This window comes from uncultured Aquimarina sp. (genome assembly GCF_947492115.1).
GTDB lineage: Bacteria > Bacteroidota > Bacteroidia > Flavobacteriales > Flavobacteriaceae > Aquimarina.
In genome coordinates, this window is the sequence record NZ_CANLMM010000009.1 from 128,876 (window position 1) to 153,583 (window position 24,708).

Below are 24,708 nucleotides of genomic sequence, written 5' to 3' on the forward strand. Positions count from 1 at the left end.
CAAGCTTTTTTTAAAAAAGTGAAAAATATTATATTTTTAGAATAGAACTTTTTTGATATATCAGCAAGAAATAAAGATCAAGTTGTTTTCAATTACAAATGAAAAGAGAGCATTTTTTATTAGATTTAGGAAAACAAACAAAAATGTCAATGGGTTTTGACGAGGAAGATGCTACGTATAATTTAAAAAAATTATACCGGTCTGAATATATCAACTGGATCATCTTCAGTGTACTATTATTCTATTCTTGTGTAAACTGTCTTACAGCACAAGAAAAATCTGAGCATTTTAATTTCGTAAGTGTCAAAGATGGTGTATCTAAAATAGCAGTTCCAGTAATTAATCAGGATCAGAATGGTTTTATCTGGATCGGAACCGCAGGAGCTGGAATCAAGAGATATGATGGAATTGACTATGTATCCTACAAACACAATCTAAAAGACACCACATCCTTAAGAGGTAGTTTTATTTATTGTTCGTATGTAGATAAAAAGAATAGACTTTGGGTTGGATCTGAAAATGGTTTAGACCTTTATGATCGGGAACGGGATCATTTTATCAGAATCAAAATACTAAAGCAGTTAAGAGAATTACAGCAAGCTAGTATTGCAATCAGCAGTATTGTTGAGGATGTAGAAGGAAATTTATTTGTTGGAACTTTCGAAACAGGCTTGATTAAGTTAGATCCTGAAACGAAAACAGTAGAACGAATTAAGAACGTAAACCTCGATAAAGGAAGTCTATTAGATATTAATGACCTAAAAGTAGACCAGAAAGGAAATTTATATGCGGCAACTAATTACGGTTTAAGAAAATATGATCCCGTTTCAAATACCTTAGGTCTGGCTACTTTTGAAACAGAAAATGGGAAAGCATCTATTGAAACACCTTTGCAAAAACTTCTTTTTGCTGCTGATGATATTTGGCTAGGATCTATATCAGATGGTGTCTATAATATCAATAGTGTTAACTCAAATCGATTTACAATTCAGAATTTTCTTTTTTCAAAAAAGAAAATCTTATCGATGATTACCAATTCCGATGGTACTATTCTTATCGGTACCGAAAACGACGGATTATTTCATATAACTGACAAAGGTGTCATCATTAAAAATTATCTTTTTGACAAGAACAATGAAAATAGTATTCGATCAAATTCTATATGGTCTCTGTATTTGGATCGTAATCAAAGGATATGGTTGGGATATTATAATAAGGGTATAGCAGTTTATGATAAATTGTACGATAAGTTTAAAAATATCGAAAGTCTTACCAGTAATCCTAACTCTTTAGAGTCTGGATCTGTAACAGGAATTGTTCAGGATGCATCAGGTCTATTTTGGATTGGTACCGATGGTGGCGGAATAGATGTTTATAACCCCAAGACACAGAAGTTTATTCATATTAATAAGATCAATACCAAAGACTATTCGAACCTAACTTCCTATGATATTCAGACTATTTTTATTGATAGTAAAGAAAATGTATGGGCAGGTAGTTGGAGTGGTGGTCTTTTTTTACTCAAAAAAGGAACAACTAGATTTATTAATTATACCATAGAAAATACAAATGGAGAACTCTCATCTAATAGTATTATAAGTTTTGCAGAAGATAAAGAAGGTATTATATGGATAGGTACTTTTTTTGGCGGTTTGATGTCATATGATCCATCTACTTCCAAGTTTATGCATCATAATTCGGTTGGATTTACAACCTATGGAATTCATACTAGTGACATTCGTAAAGTGTTGGTTGACTCCAATAACAATCTTTGGATCGGGGCAACCAACGGTTTGTATATAGCTAATAAAAAGGATGATGGTCATTTATCTGTACGATTCTTAGGTGGTAATATGAAGAATGCTAACCAAAATGCAACCAACATTAACCATATCTTATCTATTTACGAAGCTTCAGATGGTTCCGTTTGGTTTGGAACAAGAGGTGGAGGATTATGTAGATACGATCCAACAAAGTATAGTTTTACTTGGTATGACGAATTATATGGATTGGAAGATGAAAATGTTTCTGCTATTATAGAAGATCAGAATAATAATATCTGGACAAGTGGGAATACAGGAATTCATAAATTAGATCTTAATAATGGAAACATTACGGATTATAATATTAACGATGGATTATTATCGAATGATTTTAATTTTAATGCAGCATTTATAGACAAACAAGGAACTATTTATTTTGGAAATTATGATGGTATCGATTATTTCAACCCAGAACGTATAGAGACCAATAATAGTTCTACAGAATTACATCTTACCGATTTTAAGTTATTTAATAAAAAGGTAAATCTTAATGATCCTGAATCGCCATTGACTAAGGTAATTTCCGAAACAGATAGTATATCCTTAAGTAATGAGCAGTCAGTTTTTACCATAGAATATACAGGAATTAATTATACACGTCCAGAAAAAAATACTTACGCTTATTATCTAGAAGGATTAGCAGATGATTCTTGGAATTATGTGGGTAATATGAGAAGTGCTACTTATACAAACCTAGATCCAGGTGATTATACTTTTAATTTAAAAGTTGCTAATAATGATGGGCAGTGGAGTGAAAAACCTTTACAACTGTATATAAAAATCTTACCTCCTTGGTGGAAAACTAATATTGCTTTATTATCATATATTTTACTGTTCTTACTAGGGATTTACATACTTAATAAAGTTACCCAAAATAGAATTAAAGAAAAACAGCAAATAAAATACGAAAGAGAAAAAAGAGCCAAAGAAGAGGAGTTAAATAATAAGAAGCTACAGTTTTTCACCAACATATCTCATGAGTTTAGAACTCCTTTAACGCTTATCATTAATCCGATAGAAGATATACTTAAAAACGAAAAACTAAATCTTCCTAAAGAAGTCACCGAAAAACATTTGGTAATTCATAAAAATACGGATCGATTATATCGATTAATAAATGAATTAATGGATTATAGAAAATTAGAGGTTAATAAACTAAATGTTAAGGCAAGGAAAGTTGATGTCATAGCGTTCATTAGAGATATAGTAAGTTATTTTGTAATTGAAGCTTCACATAAAGAAATAACGCTCGATGTTCAAAAAGAAGTTAATGAGCTTACTGCATGGGTAGATGTTGGCATGCTCGAAAAAATTGTTTTTAACCTGTTGTCTAATGCATTTAAGGTAACTCCAGAAGGAGGTAAGATTACAGTTGGAATCAAAAAATCGGGGCAACTGCTTTTGGATAATCTTGATAATAACATCTCTAACGAAAGTTTTCAGATCAGTATTTCTGATACTGGACCAGGACTTAAAAAGGAACAAGTAGATAAAATATTTGAGCGATTTTATCAGGTTGATAACTTAAACAAGTGGTATTATGGAGGTACAGGAATCGGTTTAGAAGTAGTAAGAAGTTTTGTAGAATTACACAAAGGTAAGATTGATGTAGATAGTGTAGTAAATGAAGGAACTACTTTCGCGGTAACCTTACCACTAGGTAAATCACATTTTAAGGAAAGTGAAGTGGTATCTGAAGAAGAAGATTCCGAAGTATTGCTAAAAACTAAGTTCATAAGTCATGTTCATAATCAGAACTTAGAAGAGCAAATAGAAGAGGAACAAAAATCCAATAGATTACTTATCGTAGAAGACAATACAGAATTAAGAAATTATCTTAAAACCGAATTGAGCAACCACTATAAAGTTTATGAAGCTAAAAACGGAAATGAAGGTCTGGAAATAGCTAAGAAAGAGGCGCCAGATATTATCATTACAGATGTAATTATGCCCGAAATGGATGGGTTTGAATTTTGCTCCAGGATAAAAAAAGATATAAAAACGAGTCATATTCCTATACTTATGCTTACTGCTAAAACTATGGAAGATGATAAATTAAAAGGTATAGAATCTGGTGCAGATGTTTATCTAAACAAACCATTTGATATGAGGGTGTTGAAATCATATCTAACACAAATGCTTACCATTCGACAAATACTTTTTAATAAATATTTTGGAGATATCAGCGATGCAGAAATTAATGAACATAATACATCATTAGATAAGGAGTTTATTCAGAAAGTCTTAAATCATATTTATGAAAATCTGAGTGATCCTAATTTAAGCGTAGAGTCCTTATCATCGGAATTACATCTTAGTAGAAGTCAGTTTTACAGAAAAATAAAAACACTTACTGGACAGACAGCGAATCAGTTTTTAAGAAACATAAGGCTACAAAAGTCAAAGGAGATTTTAGAAAGCGGTTCTACTAATGTTAGCGAAGTTTGTTATAAAGTAGGTTTCTCTTCTCCCTCCTATTTTACAAAATGTTTCAAAGCACAGTTTGGAATATTACCTACAGAAGTTAGTGTGAATGAAGAGTAATCTTACTTCAAAATACCGCTAACATTACCCTAAGTCTTTACTATTTCCTGGATTTCATTTTTGTTGAGATATTTTTAATACAACTACTCGCTATTTATCAATACATCAAAAAAGAGAATCAAAACTTCCTTTCTTGATAATTTCCTTCATCATAGAAGCCATACACTATAACGATTGAGGCAAAAATTACTTAGAATGTTGTAAAACAGGCGTTTTAGAAGCAAAATGCAACAAATGTTTTAGTATATGCTTTATATGTACTACTGTTTTTTTGATACTGTACATAAATTGTTAAAAATTTATTAATTGTTTAATCAGGATGAGAAAGAAATACTCTAACATTAAAATTCTAGCCGAGATATTCTTGATAGTAGTGGTGTTGGGATTGTTTGTTTTTATCCTTGATTTAATCTCATGAAAAACAATCTGTTTAATAGGTAATAATGACAAACACGAATTCCAGAAAAATATTTAAAAAACTTTATAAAATTAATAAGCTCCTTATAGTATGTATACTTCTTCAATTAAGTATAAGTTGTAATACAAAGAAAGAGGATGAAAAGGAGTATAAATATAAGGATCCTAAATTATCTACAAGCGAAAGAGTAAATGATTTAATCAGTCATATGACACTTTCAGAGAAAGTATCACAGATGCGATATGACGCTCCTGCTATAGAACGTTTAGGGGTTCCTGCTTATAATTGGTGGAACGAATGTTTGCATGGAGTAGCTAGAGCAGGAAAAGCAACTGTTTTTCCACAGGCAATTGGGATGGGAGCAACTTGGGATGCACCATTATTATTTGATGTGGGTACGGTGATTTCTGATGAGGCAAGGGCTAAACATCATCGATTTATTAAAGAAGATAGAAGAGGGATTTACCAAGGATTGACTTTTTGGACTCCTAACATCAATATTTTTAGAGATCCTAGATGGGGAAGAGGTCAGGAGACCTATGGAGAAGATCCTTATCTCACCAGTAGAATGGGAGTTAATTTCATAAAAGGCTTACAAGGCGATGACCCAAATTACCTTAAAGTGGTAGCAACAGCAAAACATTTTGCAGTGCATAGCGGTCCAGAAAAATCAAGACACGAAGACAATTACCATACATCTGATCGAGATCTAAAAGAAACGTATTTGCCTGCTTTTGAAGCTGCAATTAAAGAAGCAAATGTACAATCGGTAATGTGTGCATATAATAGGTATAGAGATGAAGCTTGTTGTGGAAGTAATTTATTATTAAATGATATACTTCGAAAAGAGTGGGGGTTTGATGGTTATGTGGTTTCGGATTGTTGGGCAATCAACGATTTTTGGGAGCCAAATAAGCATGAATTAGTCGAAACCCCTGCTGAGGCTTCTGCTCTGGCAGTAAATAGAGGAACTGATCTTAATTGTGGAGATGTATTCGACCCTAACCTAAATGATGCTGTGCTTCAGGGTTTAGTAGATGAAGATAAAGTAGATCGAGCATTAGCCAGGTTAATGGAAGCAAGATTTAAACTAGGAATGTTTGATCCAGAAGAAATAGTGCCTTGGTCAAAAATATCGTATGATGTTGTGTGTAGCCAAAAGCACTATCAGTTATCTGAAAAAACGGCAAGAGAATCTATGGTGTTATTAAAAAATGACAACAACACCCTTCCCTTAAAGAAAGATATTAAATCAATTGCAGTAATAGGACCTAATGCAAATGCAAAACAAGTTCTACTAGGAAATTATCATGGAACTCCTTTAAATAATATTACACCCTTAAAAGCGATTCAAGATAAACTTCCAAATGCACAAATAAACTATGCTAGTGGAAGTCATATAGCAAAAGGTTGGCCTTTATTACAACCGATACCATCATCGGTACTTAAGAATGGTGACACTAATGGATTAAAAGGAGAATATTTTGATAACAAGGAATGGAAAGGAACCCCTAAGGTAACTCGAAATGACAGTATTGTCAACTTTATATGGGTGTCCACAAAACCATTCGAAAATGCTACATCTGATAATTTCTCTGTAAGATGGACAGGAAAAATTGTTCCAGAAGAAAGTGGAAACTATAGAGTAGGATTAAGAGCTAGTAGTGCTGGTAAATTGTATGTAAACGATTCATTGAAAGTTGATTTTAAAGATGATCACGAACCTAAAATGAAGTATTTGGATATGAACATGGTAGCAGGAGAATCTTATGATATAAAAATCGACTATTATAATTATCATACAGATCCACAGGCACAGCTAGTTTGGGCCAAATTAGATCAAGACCTTTTGGCTCCGGCAATAGCAGCAGCAAAAAAATCAGAAGTTGTTGTGTTATGCCTTGGACTATCTCCAGATATCGAAGGAGAAGAAATGCCAGTAGTCTTAGAAGGTTTTGATAAAGGTGACAGATCAGAAATTTCACTTCCAAAATCTCAGATAAATTTAATGAAAGAGATCCATGCATTAGGAAAGCCAACGGTGTTAGTACTGATGAATGGTAGTGCACTTGCTATTAATTGGGCAGATGAAAACATCCCTGCTATTCTTGAAGCATGGTATCCTGGAGAGTTTGGAGGTAAAGCTATAGCAGATGTCTTGTTCGGAGATTATAATCCTGCAGGAAGACTTCCTGTAACCTTTTACAAATCTGTCGAAGATCTTCCAGATTTCAAATCTTATGATATGACCAATAGAACATATAAGTATTTTAAAGGAGAGCCTTTATACCCATTCGGGCACGGTTTGTCTTATACCAACTTTACATATGCTAACGTGGGAATTCCAGAAACAATCAAAGCAAATGAAGATATTAATGTAACTGTACAGGTTACAAATGCAGGAGAGATGATGGGAGATGAGGTGGTTCAATTATATATCTCACATAATGATAAAGAGTATAAAGGAGCATCGCACTCTTTAATTGGATTTCAACGAATCAATCTTAAAGCCGGAGAAACCAAAAAAGTAAGTTTTACGGTTACTCCTAAACAGTATGCTTGGATTACTACCGACGGACAAGAACAAATTAAATCAGGAGATATTCAATTACATATTGGAGGAAAACAACCAAGTGATCTTGGTAAAACAAAAACAAGTACAACACAAATCTTAACGAAAACATTAAAAATTAAAAGTTAAAGAAAACTTAAAATTTAACGTAATTATCAGAATATTCTTACTAATTTTAAGTGTGTTCTGGTTTTAAAAGTAAGTATAACCTTAATAAATTATATATGATAAAACTTAAACTCGCAATTATTGCATTGTTTATAATTGGGACACAGCATGTTTTTTCGCAAGAAAAAAGTGTGATTAGTGGTACAATCACTGATCAATCTGGTTTGCCCCTGCCAGGAGTTAACGTTTCGGTCAAAAACACCAATAAAGGTGTATTAACAGACTTTGACGGTAATTATGAAATCACAGGAATATCAATAGGAGATATTTTGGTGTTTTCCTATGTTGGGATGCAAACAATAGAAAAAATTGTTGTGCAACAAGAGAAAATTGATGTCGTAATGATTCAAGAAACTACCGATTTAGAACAGGTCGTAGTTATTGGTTATGGACAGAGTAGAAAAAAAGACCTTACTTCTGCAGTAGCTACAATTAGTGCAGATGTTTTAGAAAAACAAACTGTTACGAATATAGACCAAGGAATTCAAGGTTTAGTATCAGGAGTAACAGTAACAAGAAGTACAGGAAGACCAGGAGGAGCTGTATCCGTAAGAATACGTGGTACAACTTCGGTTACAGGATCTAACGAGCCATTATATATAATTGATGGAGTAAACGTTCAGAATTCTGAAGATAATTCCTTTAATTTTTCCCGTTTTGGAGGAACAGGAGGGCAAACCGCTTTGAGCCCTTTATCAGCATTGAACCCGAATGATATCGAATCGATTACAGTATTAAAAGATGCTTCTGCTGCTGCAATCTATGGTGCACAGTCTTCTAATGGTGTGGTTCTGATTACTACCAAAAGAGGAAAAACGGGGAAAGCCAAAATAAGCTATGAAACCTATGGAGGGATTCAGACGGCTCCTAAATTATTGGATATGATGAATCTTAGAGAATTCGCAGCATATTCGAACGAGGTTAGACAATCACCATCAACGAATTTGCCACCAGCACCACAATTTGAAGATCCAAGTATTTTAGGAGATGGAACAAATTGGCAAAGAGCTATTTTTAGAGCAGCACCAATAATTAATCATCAGTTATCAATCTCTGGAGGAAAAGAAAAAACAAAATTCTATGCTTCAGCGAATTATTTTGATCAGGAAGGTATTGTAATTAACTCAGGTCTTAGAAGATTTGGATTACGACTAAACTTAGATTATAAGTACAATGATTGGATCAAGTTTGGACATAACATCAACCTAAGTAGTTCATTAGAGCAAATTGGATTGAATGACTCGCGAAATGGTACTATTATCAATGCCTTAAGACAAACTCCTGATGTGCCTGTTAGAAATCCTGATGGAAGCTTCGGTTCTCCAGAAAATGGTTTAGGTAATACAGGAGCATTAAATCCAGTAGCTGCCTCTGAAATCAGAAATAGTACGCTAGAAAGATTCAAAATGAATGGAAATATTTATTTAGATCTTAAATTAGCTAACAATCTTAAGTTCAGAACAGATTTAGGGTATGACTACAATACTGCTAAAACACAAAGTTTCTTCCCTACTTTTGATTTTGGATCGCTTTCTAACGGGTTGAACTCTTCTTTTAGAGCAGCCAATGAAGGCTTATATTATCTATTCAAAAATTACTTAACCTATACTCCTAGTATTGGAAACCATAACTTTGATATTCTACTAGGAACAGAAGCTCAGAAAACGCAATTCCAAGGATTATCAGGACAAAGATCTAACTTTCCTAGTAATGATGTTCCTGGTTTAAATACTGGGGATGCTGAAACATCCTTATCAGAATCATTTGAAGGTGCAGCTTCTCTCCTATCTTATTTTGGTAGAATTAATTATGATTATAATTCAAAGTATTTACTTTCAGCTTCCTTACGATATGACGGTTCTTCAAAATTTGGACCTAATAACAGATGGGGATTATTTCCATCAGTGTCAGCTGCATGGGTAGTAAGCGATGAACCTTTTATGGAGAGTATTTCTAGCGCTTGGAGTTATTTCAAGATTAGAGCTGGATATGGAACCAGTGGAAACCAGGATATAAATAACTTTCTATATCTAAGTTTTCTTAGAAATCAAAATACTGCACTCGGAAGTGGATTTAGTTTAGCTAATTTTAATAATCCTAATGTTGCATGGGAATCCTTAATCTCTCCTAACTTAGGAGTAGAACTTGGTTTCTTGGATAATAATATTAGATTGGATGTAGACGTATATAGAAAAACATCTAAAGATTTCTTAGCTACCAGACCTATACCAGGTTTCTTAGGAAGTTTAAATACCTTATCTTTTATAGGAGTGAATGCACCAGTAGAGAACTTTGGTGAGATGATCAATGATGGTATTGATGTTACTTTGAATACGAAGAATATTACGAATGAAAAATTTAGCTGGGATACAAACATTGTATTCAGTTTATATCGTAATGAGATTACAGAACTATCAGGAGAAAATGATGCGATTATTGGAACATTACAAGATGAAGAAATAATTGCGAATCTAACAAGATCAGAAGTAGGACAGCCTATCGGAATGTTCTATGGTTTTGTAACCGATGGATTATTTAGAGATATTGATGATTTGACGGGAACGGATCCTGCAGCTATTCCTGCAGAAAGTTCGGTAGACGAAGCGAATGGTACCTGGTTAGGAGATGTACGATTTAAAGATTTAAATGGTGATGGAGTGATTGATGATAATGATAGAACATTTATTGGAAATCCACATCCAGATTTTACCTTTAGTATGACCAATAATTTCCGATATGGAATGTTTGATTTATCAGTATTCTTACAGGGAACCTATGGTAACGACATTTATAACTATACTAGAACATATATCGAAGGAGTTAACCGATTCAATGCAAATCAGGCAACTTCAGTAATTGATAGATATAGTGCAACCAATACGGATGGAAGTTTACCAAGATACTCTGATGGAGATAAAAACGGAAACAATAGAGTATCAGATAGATTTATAGAAGACGGTTCTTATCTAAGAATCCAGAGTATCACTTTGGGATGTACATTACCTAAAGACACCTTTGGAGAAAAAATTAAGTTTTTCGATCAGATAAGAGTATATACAACAATCCAAAATTTATACACATTTACGAATTACTCAGGATACGATCCTGAAGTAGGATCACTAAATCAAAGTGCTTTATTCAAGGGTATAGATTTCGGAAGATATCCCGTTCCAAGAACAATGACGCTTGGACTTAATGTACAATTTTAATAAGAAAAAGAAAATAATATGTTGTTTAGTATGAAAAGTATAAAGAGAATTTTTACATATGCTATTGTATTGACCTTTCTCTCATCTTGTGGTGATGATTTTTTAGAAATAGATGTTGTTGATTCTATTACCGAGGATAATTTTTATCAAACAGATGAGCAATTATTAGCAGGAGCTAATTCCCTGTATGGACAATCCTTTTTTACAACAAATGATAAGTTTATGTATTCGTTGGATATGTTAGCGGGTAACTCGATTGGTTTTGAATCAGATGCTCCATGGAGATTGTTCTCTGTGGGAGTAAATAACGGAGTGTTATTAGAAGGTTGGGAAGGTTTCTATAAAGGAATTGCTGATGCCAATCAATTATTAAAAGTAGTAAGTCAGCCATTAAGCGAAGAAATTTCTGATGATGTCAGAAATCAGGTAGAAGGTGAAGCGCGATTTGTGCGAGCTTTTTCTTATTTCTACTTAGTGCGTTTATGGGGAGAAATTCCGGTGATCGATGAGGTAACTTCAGATACTTCTTCGTTGTATCCTTTAAACACAGTTTCTAGTATTTACGCTTTTATAGAAAATGATTTACAAAAAGCTGCCGAATTATTACCTACAAGTTCAGCAGGATCAATAAGAGTAGGAAAAACGGCGGCGTGGTCTTATTTGGCAGAGATGTATTTAACGCTAAAAGATTATGATAAGGCTAGAGACTATGCTCAGATGGTTATAGATAGTGGAATACATAGTCTACAACCTAATTATCAAGATCAATTTATAAATCCATCTGCTAGTGTAAATGGAGAAGGAATCTATCGATGGGTTTGGACATCTATCAATGGATTATGGGGTATTCAGAATACCAATCAAGCATATCTTATCGCTAGTGATGATGTAATTGGAAATGATGGATCTTTTGGTTCGGTATCTCCAAGTATCGATTTGTTTCAATCCTTTGATAAAGTTACCGATGCTGGAGAAGAAGATCTCCGTAGACAATGGATTATTTGCGAACCAGGAAGATTCTATCCTGAATTATTAACGAGTCAAGGAGGATGGACATTCCCAGAAAACGGAGATGATTCTGCGACAAGATTACGCTATAGAAAATATGTTGTAGGATCACTAGATGAGCATCCAGACGTGTTTTTTATGAGAACTAATATGAGTACTCAATTAATGAGATATGCGGATGTGTTATTAATATATGCAGAAGCAATTATGGGTAATGCTGATTCCACTGGAGATGCTGCTGCAGTCGATGCTTTTAATCAAATAAGAAGAAGAGCTGGATTATCCGAAAAAGGAATGATTACAAGAGAATCACTTATGGATGAAAGAAGAATCGAATTTGCTTTTGAAGCAGGTAAATTCTGGTTGGATTTAATAAGAATGGATAGATCGACTGCAAGATCAATTATTAGTAGTCAGGATAGAGGAACAGTGAATACCTTAGTTCCTTTTAATGTAGAGTCATTGTTTATAGACAGTATCGATGATGATGACTTTTTACTACCAATTCCATCTGCAGAGTTATCGTTTATAGATACAGCGAGTCCTGCAGTAGACTATGTAATTAATGACTAATAAATAAGTAATGATGAAAAAAAATAAAGAAATGATGTATATCAAGAAGTTACTTGTTTTGTGCTCAGCAGTTAGCTTATTGGTATGTATATCATCCTGTGGAGATGATAACGGAGATGGACTTCAATTCGGAGATCCACAAATAGTAAATATAGTATCACTGGGAGATGAGCCCGCCATCAATGAAGGATTTCCTGCAGAACTAGTAAGAGTAGAAGGTACTGGATTGAATGATATGAAGGAAATTATCTTCGATGGAACAGTGAACACCTTTTTTAACTCTACATTAAATTCTAGCGTAGCATTATTTTTTAATGTTCCGTTTGATGCTGATCAGGGGAGTCGTTTTGGAAATCAAACCGTAACCTTTACAAACCTTTATGGAGAATCTGTTTCTACAGAGTTTACCATTAAGCAACCAGCTCCTACCTTAACGGTAGCGGACACATTTTCACCATCAAAAGGAGAAGCAGGTGTAGAAATGAGAGCATTTGGAAATTGGTTTTTTAATGTAGAAGATGTACTTATTGATGGAGAATCGGTAGGTGATTTTACCGTGGTTTCTCCACAGGAAATCTTATTTACCTTTCCTGAAGGAAAAACAGAAACTACAGAATTTACAGTAGTTACAGCGGGAGGAATGGTTTCTAAAGATTTACCAATCGTTGGTGGAGTTGTTCAGATCTTATTCAGTGATTTTGACGGAAACGGAGTACCAAACATTAATAATGATTATAATGCAGATTGGTTTAGTTATGGTGATCATAGATTCGAGATTAGCAATGGTTTAGGAGTAGATGGAAGCGGTGGTGCAGAACTTGTTTGGGATGATACAGGCACAGACGGTTTTACAGGAAGTGGTCATCAAGAAGTAGCACCGGTTACTACCTCAACAGATTCTGAAAATGCTTTTGTTGTTCTCGATATTAATGGAGATGATTATCCAGGAACTGTTATGGAATTTATTTTAAAAGATGCAACTACAGACAACTGGATTTTTAAAGTTCCTCTAACAGGATCAGGATGGCAAACACTAAGATTAAGACTATCCGATTTTGGTTTTGGCTTCGATGTCAATAATCAAAGTATGGGAGATCCAAATCCCGCTACTCTAGTGGCTATAAGAATGCAAATTAGTCATGAGGGAGATACAGGAGTAGTACCATCAGGGTATAGATACGATAATCTTAGACTAGAGGTATTGGAGCTAGACTAAAGCCCTTTTCAAAATAATATAACAGTAACGCATGTCCGGAGGAATCATATATAATTTAATAGGTCTTACTCCTCTGGATATGTGTTCTATAAAATAATTACTATGAGAATAGAAAAAGTATATACTAAGGTTTTCTATGCCTTAATTTTTATCACACTGATGAACTTTGTAGCTTGTTCTGATGATGATAATACGTTAAGTTTTTCAGCAATCCCGCCAGTAGCAGAAGAAGCTTCTGAAATCAATTTTACGAGTTTTACAGCTAATTGGAGTAATGTGTTTTTGGCTAGTGGGTATGAGCTGGATGTAGCTACAGATCCTAATTTTGGATCTTTTGTTCAGGGATACGAGAGTTTAGCAGTAAATCAGTTATTTCAGGATATATCAGGTTTATCCTTAAATACCCAATATTACTACAGAGTAAGAGCAATTGTAAATGGTGAAGTTTCAGAAAATTCTAATACCATAAGTGTAGAAACTAATGAAGAGTTTCCAGAGGATGTAACGCTAAAATCAGCTACCGAAAATAATTTCTTTGTCGGTGTAGCAGTATCAGAAGCCAGAACAAACATCACTGCTTACGATGCGCTTTACACCACAGAATTTAGTAGTATTACTGCTGAAAATGATATGAAAATGGCCTCTATTTTTACTGGAATAGATGGCTCAGGGAATATTATTTACGATTGGAGTAAAATTGATGCGTTAATCGATTATGCAGAAGCTAATAATCTAAATGTACATGGACATACCTTAATATGGCATAGAAGTATTCCTGCAGCTTTAGAGAATTTTACAGGAACAGATCAAGAGTTCGAGGACCTAATTGAGCAGTATATTACAGATGTGTTTACAAGATATCAAGGTAGAATTAATTCTTGGGATGTTGTAAATGAAGCAATCGATGATGATGCGAGTATTCAATGGAGAAATACATTGTTCTTGCAGCGAATGGGTGATAATTATGTAGAGAAGTGTTTTGCTTTTGCTAGAGCGGCAGATCCGAATGTAAAATTGTTTTACAACGATTACAATATGACCTTCGATGGCACAAAAAGAGGAAAAGTACTAGATATGGTAGATGATTTATTAGCAAGCGATCTTATCGATGGTGTTGGATATCAAATGCATATTGATTATAACTTCCCAACCAAAGAAGAAATACAACAAGCTACGGATGAATTAGTAGCAAAAGATGTATTAGTTCATTTTGCGGAGTTAGATGTAAAACTTAATGCAGCGAATGATCTAACAGATCTTACTGAAGAACGATCTCAGGCGCAAAGACAGAGAGTACGAGAAGTAGTGGAGATTTTTAATGCGATTCCGCAGAATAAAAAATATGCCATTACTGTTTGGGGATTAAAGGATGATGATACCTGGTTAATTCCAGAGAATAATGGAAGACCAGAATGGCCTCTTTTATTCGATGAATCCTTAGAAAGAAAACCTGCTTATTTAGGATTTTTAGAAGGACTATAACACGCACATAATATCCTTAAAACCGAGGAAACCCTGTAAATTAATATAGTTTACAGGGTTTCTTTTTTTTTAAATAATCTAAAACAAAATAATAGCTTAGAACGAAATAAAAAGGTATATGCATTATTAGGATACCGAGAAACAATAGTAAAATCAGTAAAAATTTTAACGAAAACGTTTTCGTTAAAAAACACTAAATTTTCCATCAAAAAACAACATAATAAATATTTGAATATCAGATATTTGCGTTATCTGTCAGCAAGATTAATAGATAAGAACCTCTTGTTACTTCCTCAATTTTTTAACGCTTTTTATAAGGATTTGATTGTCAGGTAATTGTTTGAAAGAAAATATAATAGTTTTGGGTCAACTAATTATCTAAAACACAAACTTCTTATGAAAACAATTACAACTAATCTATTCACATTATTGTTGCTCTGTGTTATGGTGGTATCAGGACAAGTCACAGTTCAGATCGAAGATCTAAATGTTGGTGGTCCTTATGCTGGAGCTATCGATACACCATTTAATGGAGTTGCTTTTTATGGCAATGGAGATAAAGCAGAAGGTATCGTAAATCTTTCCACACTCCCCGGTTTGTATCGTGTAGAAATTACAGGGGCTTCTTCCAATAACAATGAAGCAAGGATCGATTTAATGCTTGCCGGAAATAGTTTGGGCTCATTTGGTTTTTCGGGAACCTCAACGTCCACCAACACAAAAGAGATCACTATATCAGGTACAAATCCTGTTGCATTGACATTAGAATTAACCACAGATAATGGATCTAACGATACCTTTTTGGATAAAATCACTTTCACTTTTTTAGGATCTCCACCTCCACCAAGATCAGCTCCAGTAATTCCATCAGTACCATCGTTTGAATCTGGAATCTATAGGAATATGTTTGTAGAATCTGGAAAAACAGAAGCTGCTGTAGCCCAGAAAATGAATGCTATTTGGGATCAATATTTTGTTAATGGTGATAGTAACAATGAACGACTTTATTACGAAGTAGGAAATGATATGGCGTATATCTTAGATACAGGGAATAATGATATTCGTTCTGAAGGAATGTCTTATGGAATGATGATCTGTGTACAATTAGGTAAAAAGGCTGAGTTTGATAACCTATGGCGTTTTGCCAAAAGGTATAGTCAGCATCCCGAAGGTACCCAAAGAGAAGGTTTATTCTCTTGGCAATTAAACAGAACTAATTTTTCTATGATTGACCAGAATTCTGCACCAGATGGTGAGGAGTATTTTGTAACCGCTTTGTTTTTTGCCGATAGACTTTGGGGTAGTACAGGAGGTATTAATTACCGCGCAGAAGCAAATTACATTTTAGATAGTATGCTAAACAAACCAGCGCCTAGTACAGGATCTTGTCCAACAGGTCTGGTAGATCTAGACGAGCGACAAATAGTATTTGGAATTTGTGGTAATTCGGCCAGTTTTACAGATCCATCGTATCACCTTCCGGCTTTTTATGAAATATGGGCGTTAGAAGCAGACAATAACAATCAATTATGGGCAGAGATGGCCAATGTAAGTAGAACGTATTTATTGCCCAGAGCGGCACATCCACAAACAGGATTAATGCCTGATTATTCAGAGTTTGATGGTACACCAGTAAACCAAGGAAACCATGGTAATTTTGAGTTCGATGCTTGGAGAAATATTATGAATATGGGATTTGACTTTGCATGGTTTCAGAAAAGTAAAAATAGCATTCAGCCGTTGATTGATAATCAGATAGATTTCTTTAAAGATAAACCTGGATATAGTTCTTTATGGACTTTGGATGGATCTTTTAGTAGAAATAATGATCACTCTCCAGGATTAGTAGCTTGTAATGCTGTAGGAGCTTTGGCATTAGAAGATGCAAAAGTATGGCCTTTTATCGATGAGTTTTTTGATACCCCTATTCCGGCAGGTCAATATAGATACTACGACGGGTTATTATATATGATGAGTTTTATGCACTTATCAGGAAACTTTAAAGCTTTTTCTGATGGTATTGATATTCCCGATTGTAATGGTACTCCGTTTCCCACTGCAACCGTTAGTGCTACAAATGAAACGACGCTAGGAGCAAATGACGGAAAAATTACCTTTACGTTCTCGGATGTTTCTGGGAGAAGTGTTATAGAGTTTAGTAACGATGGCGGTACAACGTATCCATTACAAGTAAATGATAATGCAGGATCTGCAACATTTAATGATCTTTCTTCAGGTAATTATAACGTATGGGTGCGTTGGGGTAACAATGATTGTCCTACTAATTTAGGAAGTGTAGTAATTGCCGAAGGGGATCCGGTAGATCCAATACAGACACCTTTTACAAGCCATAGCATTCCTGGAATCATTCAGGCAGAAGATTATGATAACGGAGGACAGGGAATCGCTTATAATGATGCCGATGCTAGTAATAATGGAGGACAAGGAAGAACGAATGAAGGAGTAGATATACAAAATACCAGCGATACCAATGGAGGTACTAATGTAGGCTGGACTGCTAATGGAGAATGGTTAGAGTATACTATTGGTAGTATTAGTATGGGAACTTATGATATTGTTTTAAGAGTAGCCAGTACTCAAAGTAATACGAAATCAATAGCTTTAAAATTAGGAACATCTGTTTTAGGATCTGCCCAAATCCCAAATACCAATGGATGGCAATCTTGGCAGGATGTTATCATACCTAATGTAGAAATTACCAATGGAAATGCAAATCAGGTTTTGCGATTAGATATATCCGGAGGATTGTACAATGTAAATTGGATAAAATTTCAAGCACCTGATAATTCTGGAGGTGGTACTACTTGCGACAAAATAGAAGCAGAGGATCATGTAGAGAATTTTTATCAGCTGACCAATACGAATGGAGTAATGACCAATATTGGTTATTCGCATTGGTTAAAGTTTGATAATGTAAATGTATCAGGCGGTAAGTTTACCTTCAGATATTCCAAAGGGAATAACGAAAATGGATATATGAAAATTAGACTCGATAACAATCAGGAGAGCAATACCATTGCAGAAATCTACCCAGAAAGTACCGGAAGTTGGAATACTTATATAGAGAAGACTGTTGATGTCTCTGCTTCAGGGAATCATGTAGTATATCTGTATTTTCATAATGCAAGCAGGAATATTCAATTAGATTGGATCAGTTTCGCTTCGGGATGTGATCAGCGAGCAGCAGATGAAACGATTGTAAAAGATGAAGCAGTCACAGTACAAGTGTATCCTAACCCAAGCAAGGGAACCGTAAATCTTAAGTTATCCGAATATAATAGTATCAGAAATATTACACTATTTGATATTTCAGGCAGAACCATACGAAGTATATCTGATATTCAACAAACGGAATACAGTTTCAATAATCTTAGCAAAGGTGTCTATATCATTAAGGTGAATAATAAGCAAAAGCCTATTGTTAAGAAGGTCATTGTTCATTAATAGAGAAACTATTATAGCACGGATTCAAACAGTCATAAATTTATTTTTATGACTGTTTGTTTTTTAAGAGTCTTATGGCGGATAAGAAACTAATACCATTTCATATGAGAATTGGTATTTGATATGAGCGTATCATTTTTTACTTCAAAGAATACTCCTTTTTAGTTGATCTCTTTTTGCATATTTCAGCGACAAAACGAATGGTAAATATTTGTTAAACAAATTTATATGTAGCATTTCTCGATGCTTCTTATTTTTAAATCTAATGCAATTATTGTATTTTTGTTTAATGTAAAATGAAAAGTATTAAACAAAATGAAAGAAGGATTAGAAGAATTATGTACTGTTGTAATAGGAAAAAAAGGACTAGAGGATAGTTACACGTTTTACAAAAACAGGATGATACGACATAGTTATGATAAAAATATTTTCAATTACGGTCTTATGGAATGGGTGCAGCCTGGAGAGATAAACAATATCATAAAAAGAAGGATCATCAAAAACTGCAGAAATAAGTACAAAAGGAATATCCGTAGAATTTTAGATTTCAATCTTAGAATGAACTAGTATTCTGAGAGGGACGTTGCTTCCCGTTGCTTATTTGTAGATCTAAAACCAATTAAAAATAAAAAGTTTGAAAAAATCTGAGTATAAAGTTCATATTGTTGGAGCTGGGATTAGTGGTTTAATTGCAGCGCAAGTTCTAGAAAAATCTGGGTATCATCCAGTTATTATCGAATCAGAAGATAGTTGTGGTGGTAGAGTAAAAACAGATCAGATAGAAGGATATGCTATAGATCATGGTTTTCAAGTATTACTCACCTCATATCCAGCGGCGAAACAATATTTAGATTTTAGTGAACTAGCGCTTCAGGAGTTTTTGCCAGGAGCCGCAATATTTGAAGATGGCAAGCAGAAAATTATAGGAGATCCTCTAAGAGATCTATCATTACTATGGCCTACGATTACTGCAAATATTGGTAGCTTTTCTGATAAGAGTAAGATTTTAAAACTCAATCAGATTTTAAAAAAAACAACCATTCATGATATCTTCGAAGAAAGAGAACAAACCACGGTATCATTTTTAGAAGATTTTGGATTTTCTAGTAAGATCATCCATCAGTTTTTTAAACCTTTCTTTACTGGGATTTTCTTAGAAGAAAACCTTCAGACTTCTTCTAGGATGTTCAAGTTTGTTTATAAAATGTTCGGAGATGGTAATGCGGCTATCCCTAAATTGGGTATTGGAGAAATAGCGAAACAATTGGTCTCTGCACTAGACCATACTTCGTTTATATATAATACTAAAGTTGAAAAGGTAACTGAGGGTTTAATTGTAACTACAGAAGGGAAAGAAATCGAGAGCCATTTTACCATCATAGCTACAGAACCTAGTTTTATAATTCCGAACCTGAAAAATCAGCAAATCACTTGGAAAAGTTGTGATACACTGTATTTCGAAACAAAAGATCGAGCAATCCATAAACCATTAATTGGTCTTATCCCTCATAAAGAAACGCTAATTAATAATATCTGTTACCCAACGGTTTTACAACCCAATACCACTTCTGACAAAGAGCTATTGTCGGTAACGGTTGTTAGATCACATAATTTATCAGAAACCGAGTTGATAGCAAAGGTTACAGCAGAATTGGCAGAACATTGTTCTATTCAAGTAGATCGGTTTATAAAGCGTTACGATATCTCTCATGCACTACCTGATATCACGAATCTACAGTACGAAATGTTACCTTCAGAAACTCGATTAACACCCACTATTTTTATAGCAGGAGACCAGCAACTTAATGGTTCTTTAAACGCTGCAATGATATCTGGAGAAAGAGCCGCTATGGGAGTTATTGATGCTTTAGAAAATGGAATCGTAATAGAAGAACTTACCTCAGATTCCATATAAATCTGGTATTTCATAAAAATATCTTTAGTGCTCGTTTTTATCTGCATGAATTTGAAAAATTTAGATGAAAATGGATAGATTTTCATACAATTTCAATTTTTTTAGCGACGTATTACTTTAATTTTTTCAGGAAATCGTAGACAGTATTTCATAATTCATCGGTGGTCTTTATTACGTTTTAAACATCTGTTATTCAATTAGTTAAAAACAAATTGTTACTGAGCATATTTTTCTAGTTTTTAAATATACATAAATAATTTTTATGCTTCTTATTATAAATATAAATAAAAACATATGAATTAGACTTGGTAATTTTACACCCAGAACATAGTAATAATATCAAAAAGCTATTAGTATGGAAACAGATATAAAATGGTCTTCGAGTGCGATACAAGTTCATAACGAAAAATCGATACTCACACTTCAAATCAACAAATCCAAACTCTTTACTTTTTCCAAAATTATTGCGCTGGTTGCATTCGTTTTGTTATATGCAGTTGTCGCTGTAATGAGTTATTTGGCAAATAGTGTATTGTTTTCAGAGCTTCTAAAAGTTGGAGCAATACTAGGACTTGTTGCTTTCTTGGCATTTAAATCAAAGAATAATTTTAAATCAAAATCAGAATAATTATGGTATCTACAGAAGTTACACACAAGGTACAATTGGTAGATGGAGTATTTACACCATCAGAAGCATCCGATGTGATTAATAGTTTAATCAGAGAAAAAGTAAATTTTCATAAGTTACACAGGCTATCCATTTGCGAAGGAGATATGCATAGCGATACGAAGTTTGATGACAGCAGAGTATCTCAGCTATTACAGGAAAAAGAAAATTTCAAACCTATTTATAAAGAAGCAATGTTAGGTGGTAAGAGAGTGAAAATAAGTGGTGTTTTAAACATTGAAATTATTGATTAACTCCTTATTTAATATTTAGAGATGAATTTACATCTTTTGGTTGATAATTTAACCAATCCAGCACTACTCTTCTTTGTATTAGGAATTATCGCTTCTCAAGTAAAAAGTGATCTTAAAATTCCTCAAAACTCTTCTAAGTTTATTTCATTATATCTCTTGCTCTCCATAGGTTTCAAAGGAGGGCAAGAGTTAGCTCACAGTTCGTACAATGTAGATATCACTTATGCGATTGCTGCCGGAATTGTCATGGCGCTTTTAGTTCCTGTGTACACATTTTTTATTTTAAGATTAAAATTTACGGTAGAAAATGCGGGTGCAATTGCTGCGGCCTATGGTTCTGTAAGTGCGGTTACTTTTGTAACGGCAGTGAGTTTTCTGGAGATGGAAGGAATTGATTTTGGAGGACATATGGTGGCGGTGATGGCGCTTATGGAAGCACCTTCTATTATCATTGGAGTATTATTACTACGATTATATTCTAATGGAAAAAAATCTGCTAACGAATTATTCCAGTTGGTGAAGCATGCCATTACCAACGGAAGTGTTCTTTTGATTCTAGGGAGTTTAGTGATCGGTTTTATAGCCAGTGATGCACAAGCAGAAGGAATCAAACCATTTACCACAGATATTTTCAAAGGATTTTTGGCCGTATTCTTATTAGATATGGGAATTACCAGCGGTCAGAAAATCGGGGCATTGCTTAAAAAAGGATGGTTTGCTTTCTTGTTTTCTATCGTTATTCCGTTGATTAATGGTCTATTCGTAGCAAAGATTTCTGGAGTATTTTTATCTAATGATGGGGATCGATTTTTACTAGCTATTTTGGCTGCAAGTGCTTCGTATATTGCTGTACCAGCAGCGATGCGAATTGCAGCACCCAAAGCCAATCCTAGTTTGTATCTGCCAATGGCATTAGCAATTACATTTCCATTTAATATTACCTTAGGCATGCCGATTTATATGTACGTCATTCAAAGTTTTTAGTATACATACTAGAAGAGACATTATGTGAGAAGTGAAGACTGAATTTTAGTATCCTATAATAAGAAACTAAAATTCAGTTTTCTCTTACTATAAGATTGAAATTTACCTAAAGCTTTTTTCCTTGCTCGATGTCAAAAATCAAACAATCTCCAGCAATGACATTTTACCACTGGCATGATCTTTTTTAGTAATAGTATAAACCGATAAAAATGCTCCTACTTCATGCTCATGTTTTGTATTTCGTACATTTTCTTGCAGATGTTTCTTAGTAAGTTTTACCAATTCTAGGGGTGCATATTTGGTTTTAAAATAGTAAGTGTTAAATGGAATACACCTACTCCAACCTCTTTTATTTTCTTTATAGATATGAATCCACTCGTTAGCACCTTCGAGTTCACAGAAATTACCATTTGGTAAAATGGTAAACCCAAAAGGATGTATATCTGCTTCCTGATCGATATTGGAAGAAATGACTTTTTTAAGATGCTCTAGGCGCAAAGGGTTTTTGGCATAATGCAATAATACTTCCATTCTATGCAGAAAATCAAAAACTTCCATTTTTTGCATTCCTTCAAAATGACGCATGACTTTATATAGGAGTTGTTGTTCTTGTTTCATCTTCTTACTATGATTGATTCCATAATACCCATCCCAATGAAAAATTTACTACCGGAAGTATCGTTTCCTGAATATCACTAAATCCATACCCCGCTCCAAACTCGAATCTAAGATTTAGTTTTTTCCAATATGTTCGCTGTAAACCATATACTCCAGCAATGGTAATGAAATAAGCATCTCTAGGATTAAAATCACTAAAAACAGTATTAGCATTCGAAAAAGAATTGGCTAATCCAAAGTAATTTGCCGAGTTACGAGTAGTATTTTTTCCTTTTCCTTGCCGCCTTCTAAAGTTGTAATAATATCGGTAATCGATGTCCAAAGTAGGATATAATACGACACGGGTTTCATCCAGGAAATCATTTTCTATCGTTCCCAGTTCTACACCTAATTGTAGACTTAGAGTAGTAGCATTGGTTACTCCTTTTTCATATTCCAAACTAGGAGTAATTAGTAGATTTCCTTTTAATAGGTGTTTGCTCGTTCCAGTATTAGTGTTTTGAGCATACATTAGGGTAGTACATAAGAGTACTATGACGATGAGTTTGTGTTTCATAAAAGATACGTATAGTTTCTATTACTTTAGTGTAGTTTTAAGCCAATTTGTTACCCATTTTTGGGGAATTATTTCCTGTTTTTTTACTGTATGGCTTTTGTGGCAATAGTTTCTGGATATAGTAGATATCCTTTATCCGTATAATGTATCACAAAATTGATGACCGTTGGGGTAGGTTCATTAATATCTTTACGAGAAATTCCGTTTAGACCTCTTTTAGGCATTACATCTTTAATAATTCTTGCTTTCCATAAACCAGATTGTTGAATTAGCATTTTTAAAGTAGCTCTATCATCATGGATAACAGCACTGCTTTGATCTACAGTAATATCTGTTAGTGTACCTTGTGTAGTAACAACAAAACTACATATAGTGTATCCCTTGGTATTATCGGTAGTAAAATGTTTAGAGAGATACTCATAAAAATTAGTATCCTTTTCGGGAGATTGATATCCTAGTTTTGTATAGCGCGCCATATGTTTGGTACAAGAATTACATTCTTTTATGTTTTTCATTCTGGCAGCTTCAATACCATCATCTAATTTAATATAAGGTGTATCAGTATATTTTTTTAAAGTGCGTGATCCAAATGGGTATCCTTCTCCTTTAATAAATCTACCATTTTTATATTCTTCTTTAAAAACAATTCTATTTATAGTGCTACGAGATAATGTCCATTGACCATCTGGAAGTCCATTTTTCAATTTTCCCTTTATGATAGCATGTCTGTGGTATTTGATGATTATAGTTTTTCCTTTACTATTTCCATTTTCTACTTTTTTCTTGCCTCTTTTTGTATAGTATTCCAAGATTTTAGCGGTATTATCCTCGTAGCTATAAGTTAAATAAGGTTTTCCATTTTCATACCAGTGTTTCCAAGTCCCTACTTTCTTCCCATTTTTATAAACGCCTTCCATCAATTTGTTACCATTTTCATAATACACGATAGCTTTTCCTTCTAATAATCCATCTATGATAGTGGCCTTGGTAGCAATAGCATCATTAGCTATATAATAATCTTCAAAAGCGCCTTCGATCATTAGGTTTTCGGGATTTACTTTGGCCAATCTGTAAAAGAAAGCACAATCTTGCGTAACAGGTCTTTCTGCATTATCCAGGTGTATTTTTACACTGTCTTTGGCCACAAACCGAAAACAAGGATCAAACCCTTGTTGTGCGATAGCGAGTTGAGTGAAAAGGATACTTATAAGTAGAAAGTTATATTTATTCATCATA

Annotated in this window: 15 protein-coding genes; 12 read left to right on the top strand and 3 right to left on the bottom strand. The window is 33.9% G+C overall.

Translation table 11 applies throughout. From position 1 onward, the window contains the following. The first annotated feature begins 98 nt into the window (after positions 1-98). From Q1A73_RS21305 to Q1A73_RS21360, 12 genes are all read left to right on the top strand, one after another. Complete coding sequence (locus tag Q1A73_RS21305; RefSeq protein WP_299609911.1) at positions 99-4,367, top strand: hybrid sensor histidine kinase/response regulator transcription factor; 4,269 nt, start codon at positions 99-101, stop codon at positions 4,365-4,367. A 443-nt stretch (positions 4,368-4,810) separates the two neighbouring features. Then, on the top strand, positions 4,811-7,486 hold the full coding sequence (locus Q1A73_RS21310) for a glycoside hydrolase family 3 protein (RefSeq protein ID WP_299609913.1): 2,676 nt from the start codon (positions 4,811-4,813) through the stop codon (positions 7,484-7,486). 95 nt (positions 7,487-7,581) lie between these two features. Further along, positions 7,582-10,734, top strand: a complete 3,153-nt coding sequence (locus Q1A73_RS21315; protein WP_299609915.1) for a TonB-dependent receptor — start codon at positions 7,582-7,584, stop codon at positions 10,732-10,734. 30 nt (positions 10,735-10,764) lie between these two features. Further along, positions 10,765-12,315, top strand: a complete 1,551-nt coding sequence (locus tag Q1A73_RS21320) for a RagB/SusD family nutrient uptake outer membrane protein (RefSeq protein WP_299609917.1) — start codon at positions 10,765-10,767, stop codon at positions 12,313-12,315. A gap of 13 nt (positions 12,316-12,328) precedes the next feature. Further along, positions 12,329-13,531 carry a hypothetical protein gene (locus Q1A73_RS21325; protein WP_299609919.1) on the top strand — a complete coding sequence of 401 codons (1,203 nt, stop codon included), beginning with the start codon at positions 12,329-12,331 and terminating at the stop codon, positions 13,529-13,531. A 102-nt stretch (positions 13,532-13,633) separates the two neighbouring features. After that, positions 13,634-15,013: an endo-1,4-beta-xylanase gene (locus Q1A73_RS21330; protein ID WP_299609921.1), complete on the top strand. Its 1,380-nt coding sequence runs from the start codon at positions 13,634-13,636 to the stop codon at positions 15,011-15,013. 396 nt (positions 15,014-15,409) lie between these two features. Then, the gene (locus tag Q1A73_RS21335; RefSeq protein ID WP_299609923.1) at positions 15,410-18,478 is read left to right on the top strand and encodes a glycosyl hydrolase family 8; all 3,069 of its coding nucleotides are present in this window, start codon (positions 15,410-15,412) and stop codon (positions 18,476-18,478) included. 315 nt (positions 18,479-18,793) lie between these two features. Further along, on the top strand, positions 18,794-19,045 hold the full coding sequence (locus Q1A73_RS21340) for a hypothetical protein (RefSeq protein ID WP_299609925.1): 252 nt from the start codon (positions 18,794-18,796) through the stop codon (positions 19,043-19,045). A gap of 67 nt (positions 19,046-19,112) precedes the next feature. After that, on the top strand, positions 19,113-20,393 hold the full coding sequence (locus tag Q1A73_RS21345) for an FAD-dependent oxidoreductase (RefSeq protein WP_299609927.1): 1,281 nt from the start codon (positions 19,113-19,115) through the stop codon (positions 20,391-20,393). Positions 20,394-20,748: 355 nt separating this feature from the next. Further along, the gene (locus tag Q1A73_RS21350; protein WP_299609929.1) at positions 20,749-21,021 is read left to right on the top strand and encodes a hypothetical protein; all 273 of its coding nucleotides are present in this window, start codon (positions 20,749-20,751) and stop codon (positions 21,019-21,021) included. Positions 21,022-21,023: 2 nt separating this feature from the next. Continuing rightward, positions 21,024-21,314 carry a hypothetical protein gene (locus tag Q1A73_RS21355; RefSeq protein WP_299609931.1) on the top strand — a complete coding sequence of 97 codons (291 nt, stop codon included), beginning with the start codon at positions 21,024-21,026 and terminating at the stop codon, positions 21,312-21,314. A gap of 21 nt (positions 21,315-21,335) precedes the next feature. Then, positions 21,336-22,298 (top strand): sodium-dependent bicarbonate transport family permease, encoded by a 963-nt coding sequence (locus tag Q1A73_RS21360; protein WP_299609933.1) that lies wholly within the window; start codon positions 21,336-21,338, stop codon positions 22,296-22,298. Between the two features lie 138 nt (positions 22,299-22,436). Here the strand turns inward: Q1A73_RS21360 and Q1A73_RS21365 are convergent, their stop codons facing one another. From Q1A73_RS21365 to Q1A73_RS21375, 3 genes are all read right to left on the bottom strand, one after another. Continuing rightward, complete coding sequence (locus Q1A73_RS21365) at positions 22,437-22,916, bottom strand: hypothetical protein (protein WP_299609934.1); 480 nt, start codon at positions 22,914-22,916, stop codon at positions 22,437-22,439. A gap of 7 nt (positions 22,917-22,923) precedes the next feature. Further along, the gene (locus Q1A73_RS21370) at positions 22,924-23,472 is read right to left on the bottom strand and encodes a DUF3575 domain-containing protein (protein WP_299609936.1); all 549 of its coding nucleotides are present in this window, start codon (positions 23,470-23,472) and stop codon (positions 22,924-22,926) included. An 83-nt stretch (positions 23,473-23,555) separates the two neighbouring features. Beyond that, positions 23,556-24,707 carry a hypothetical protein gene (locus Q1A73_RS21375; RefSeq protein ID WP_299609938.1) on the bottom strand — a complete coding sequence of 384 codons (1,152 nt, stop codon included), beginning with the start codon at positions 24,705-24,707 and terminating at the stop codon, positions 23,556-23,558. Between the last annotated feature and the right edge of the window lies 1 nt (position 24,708).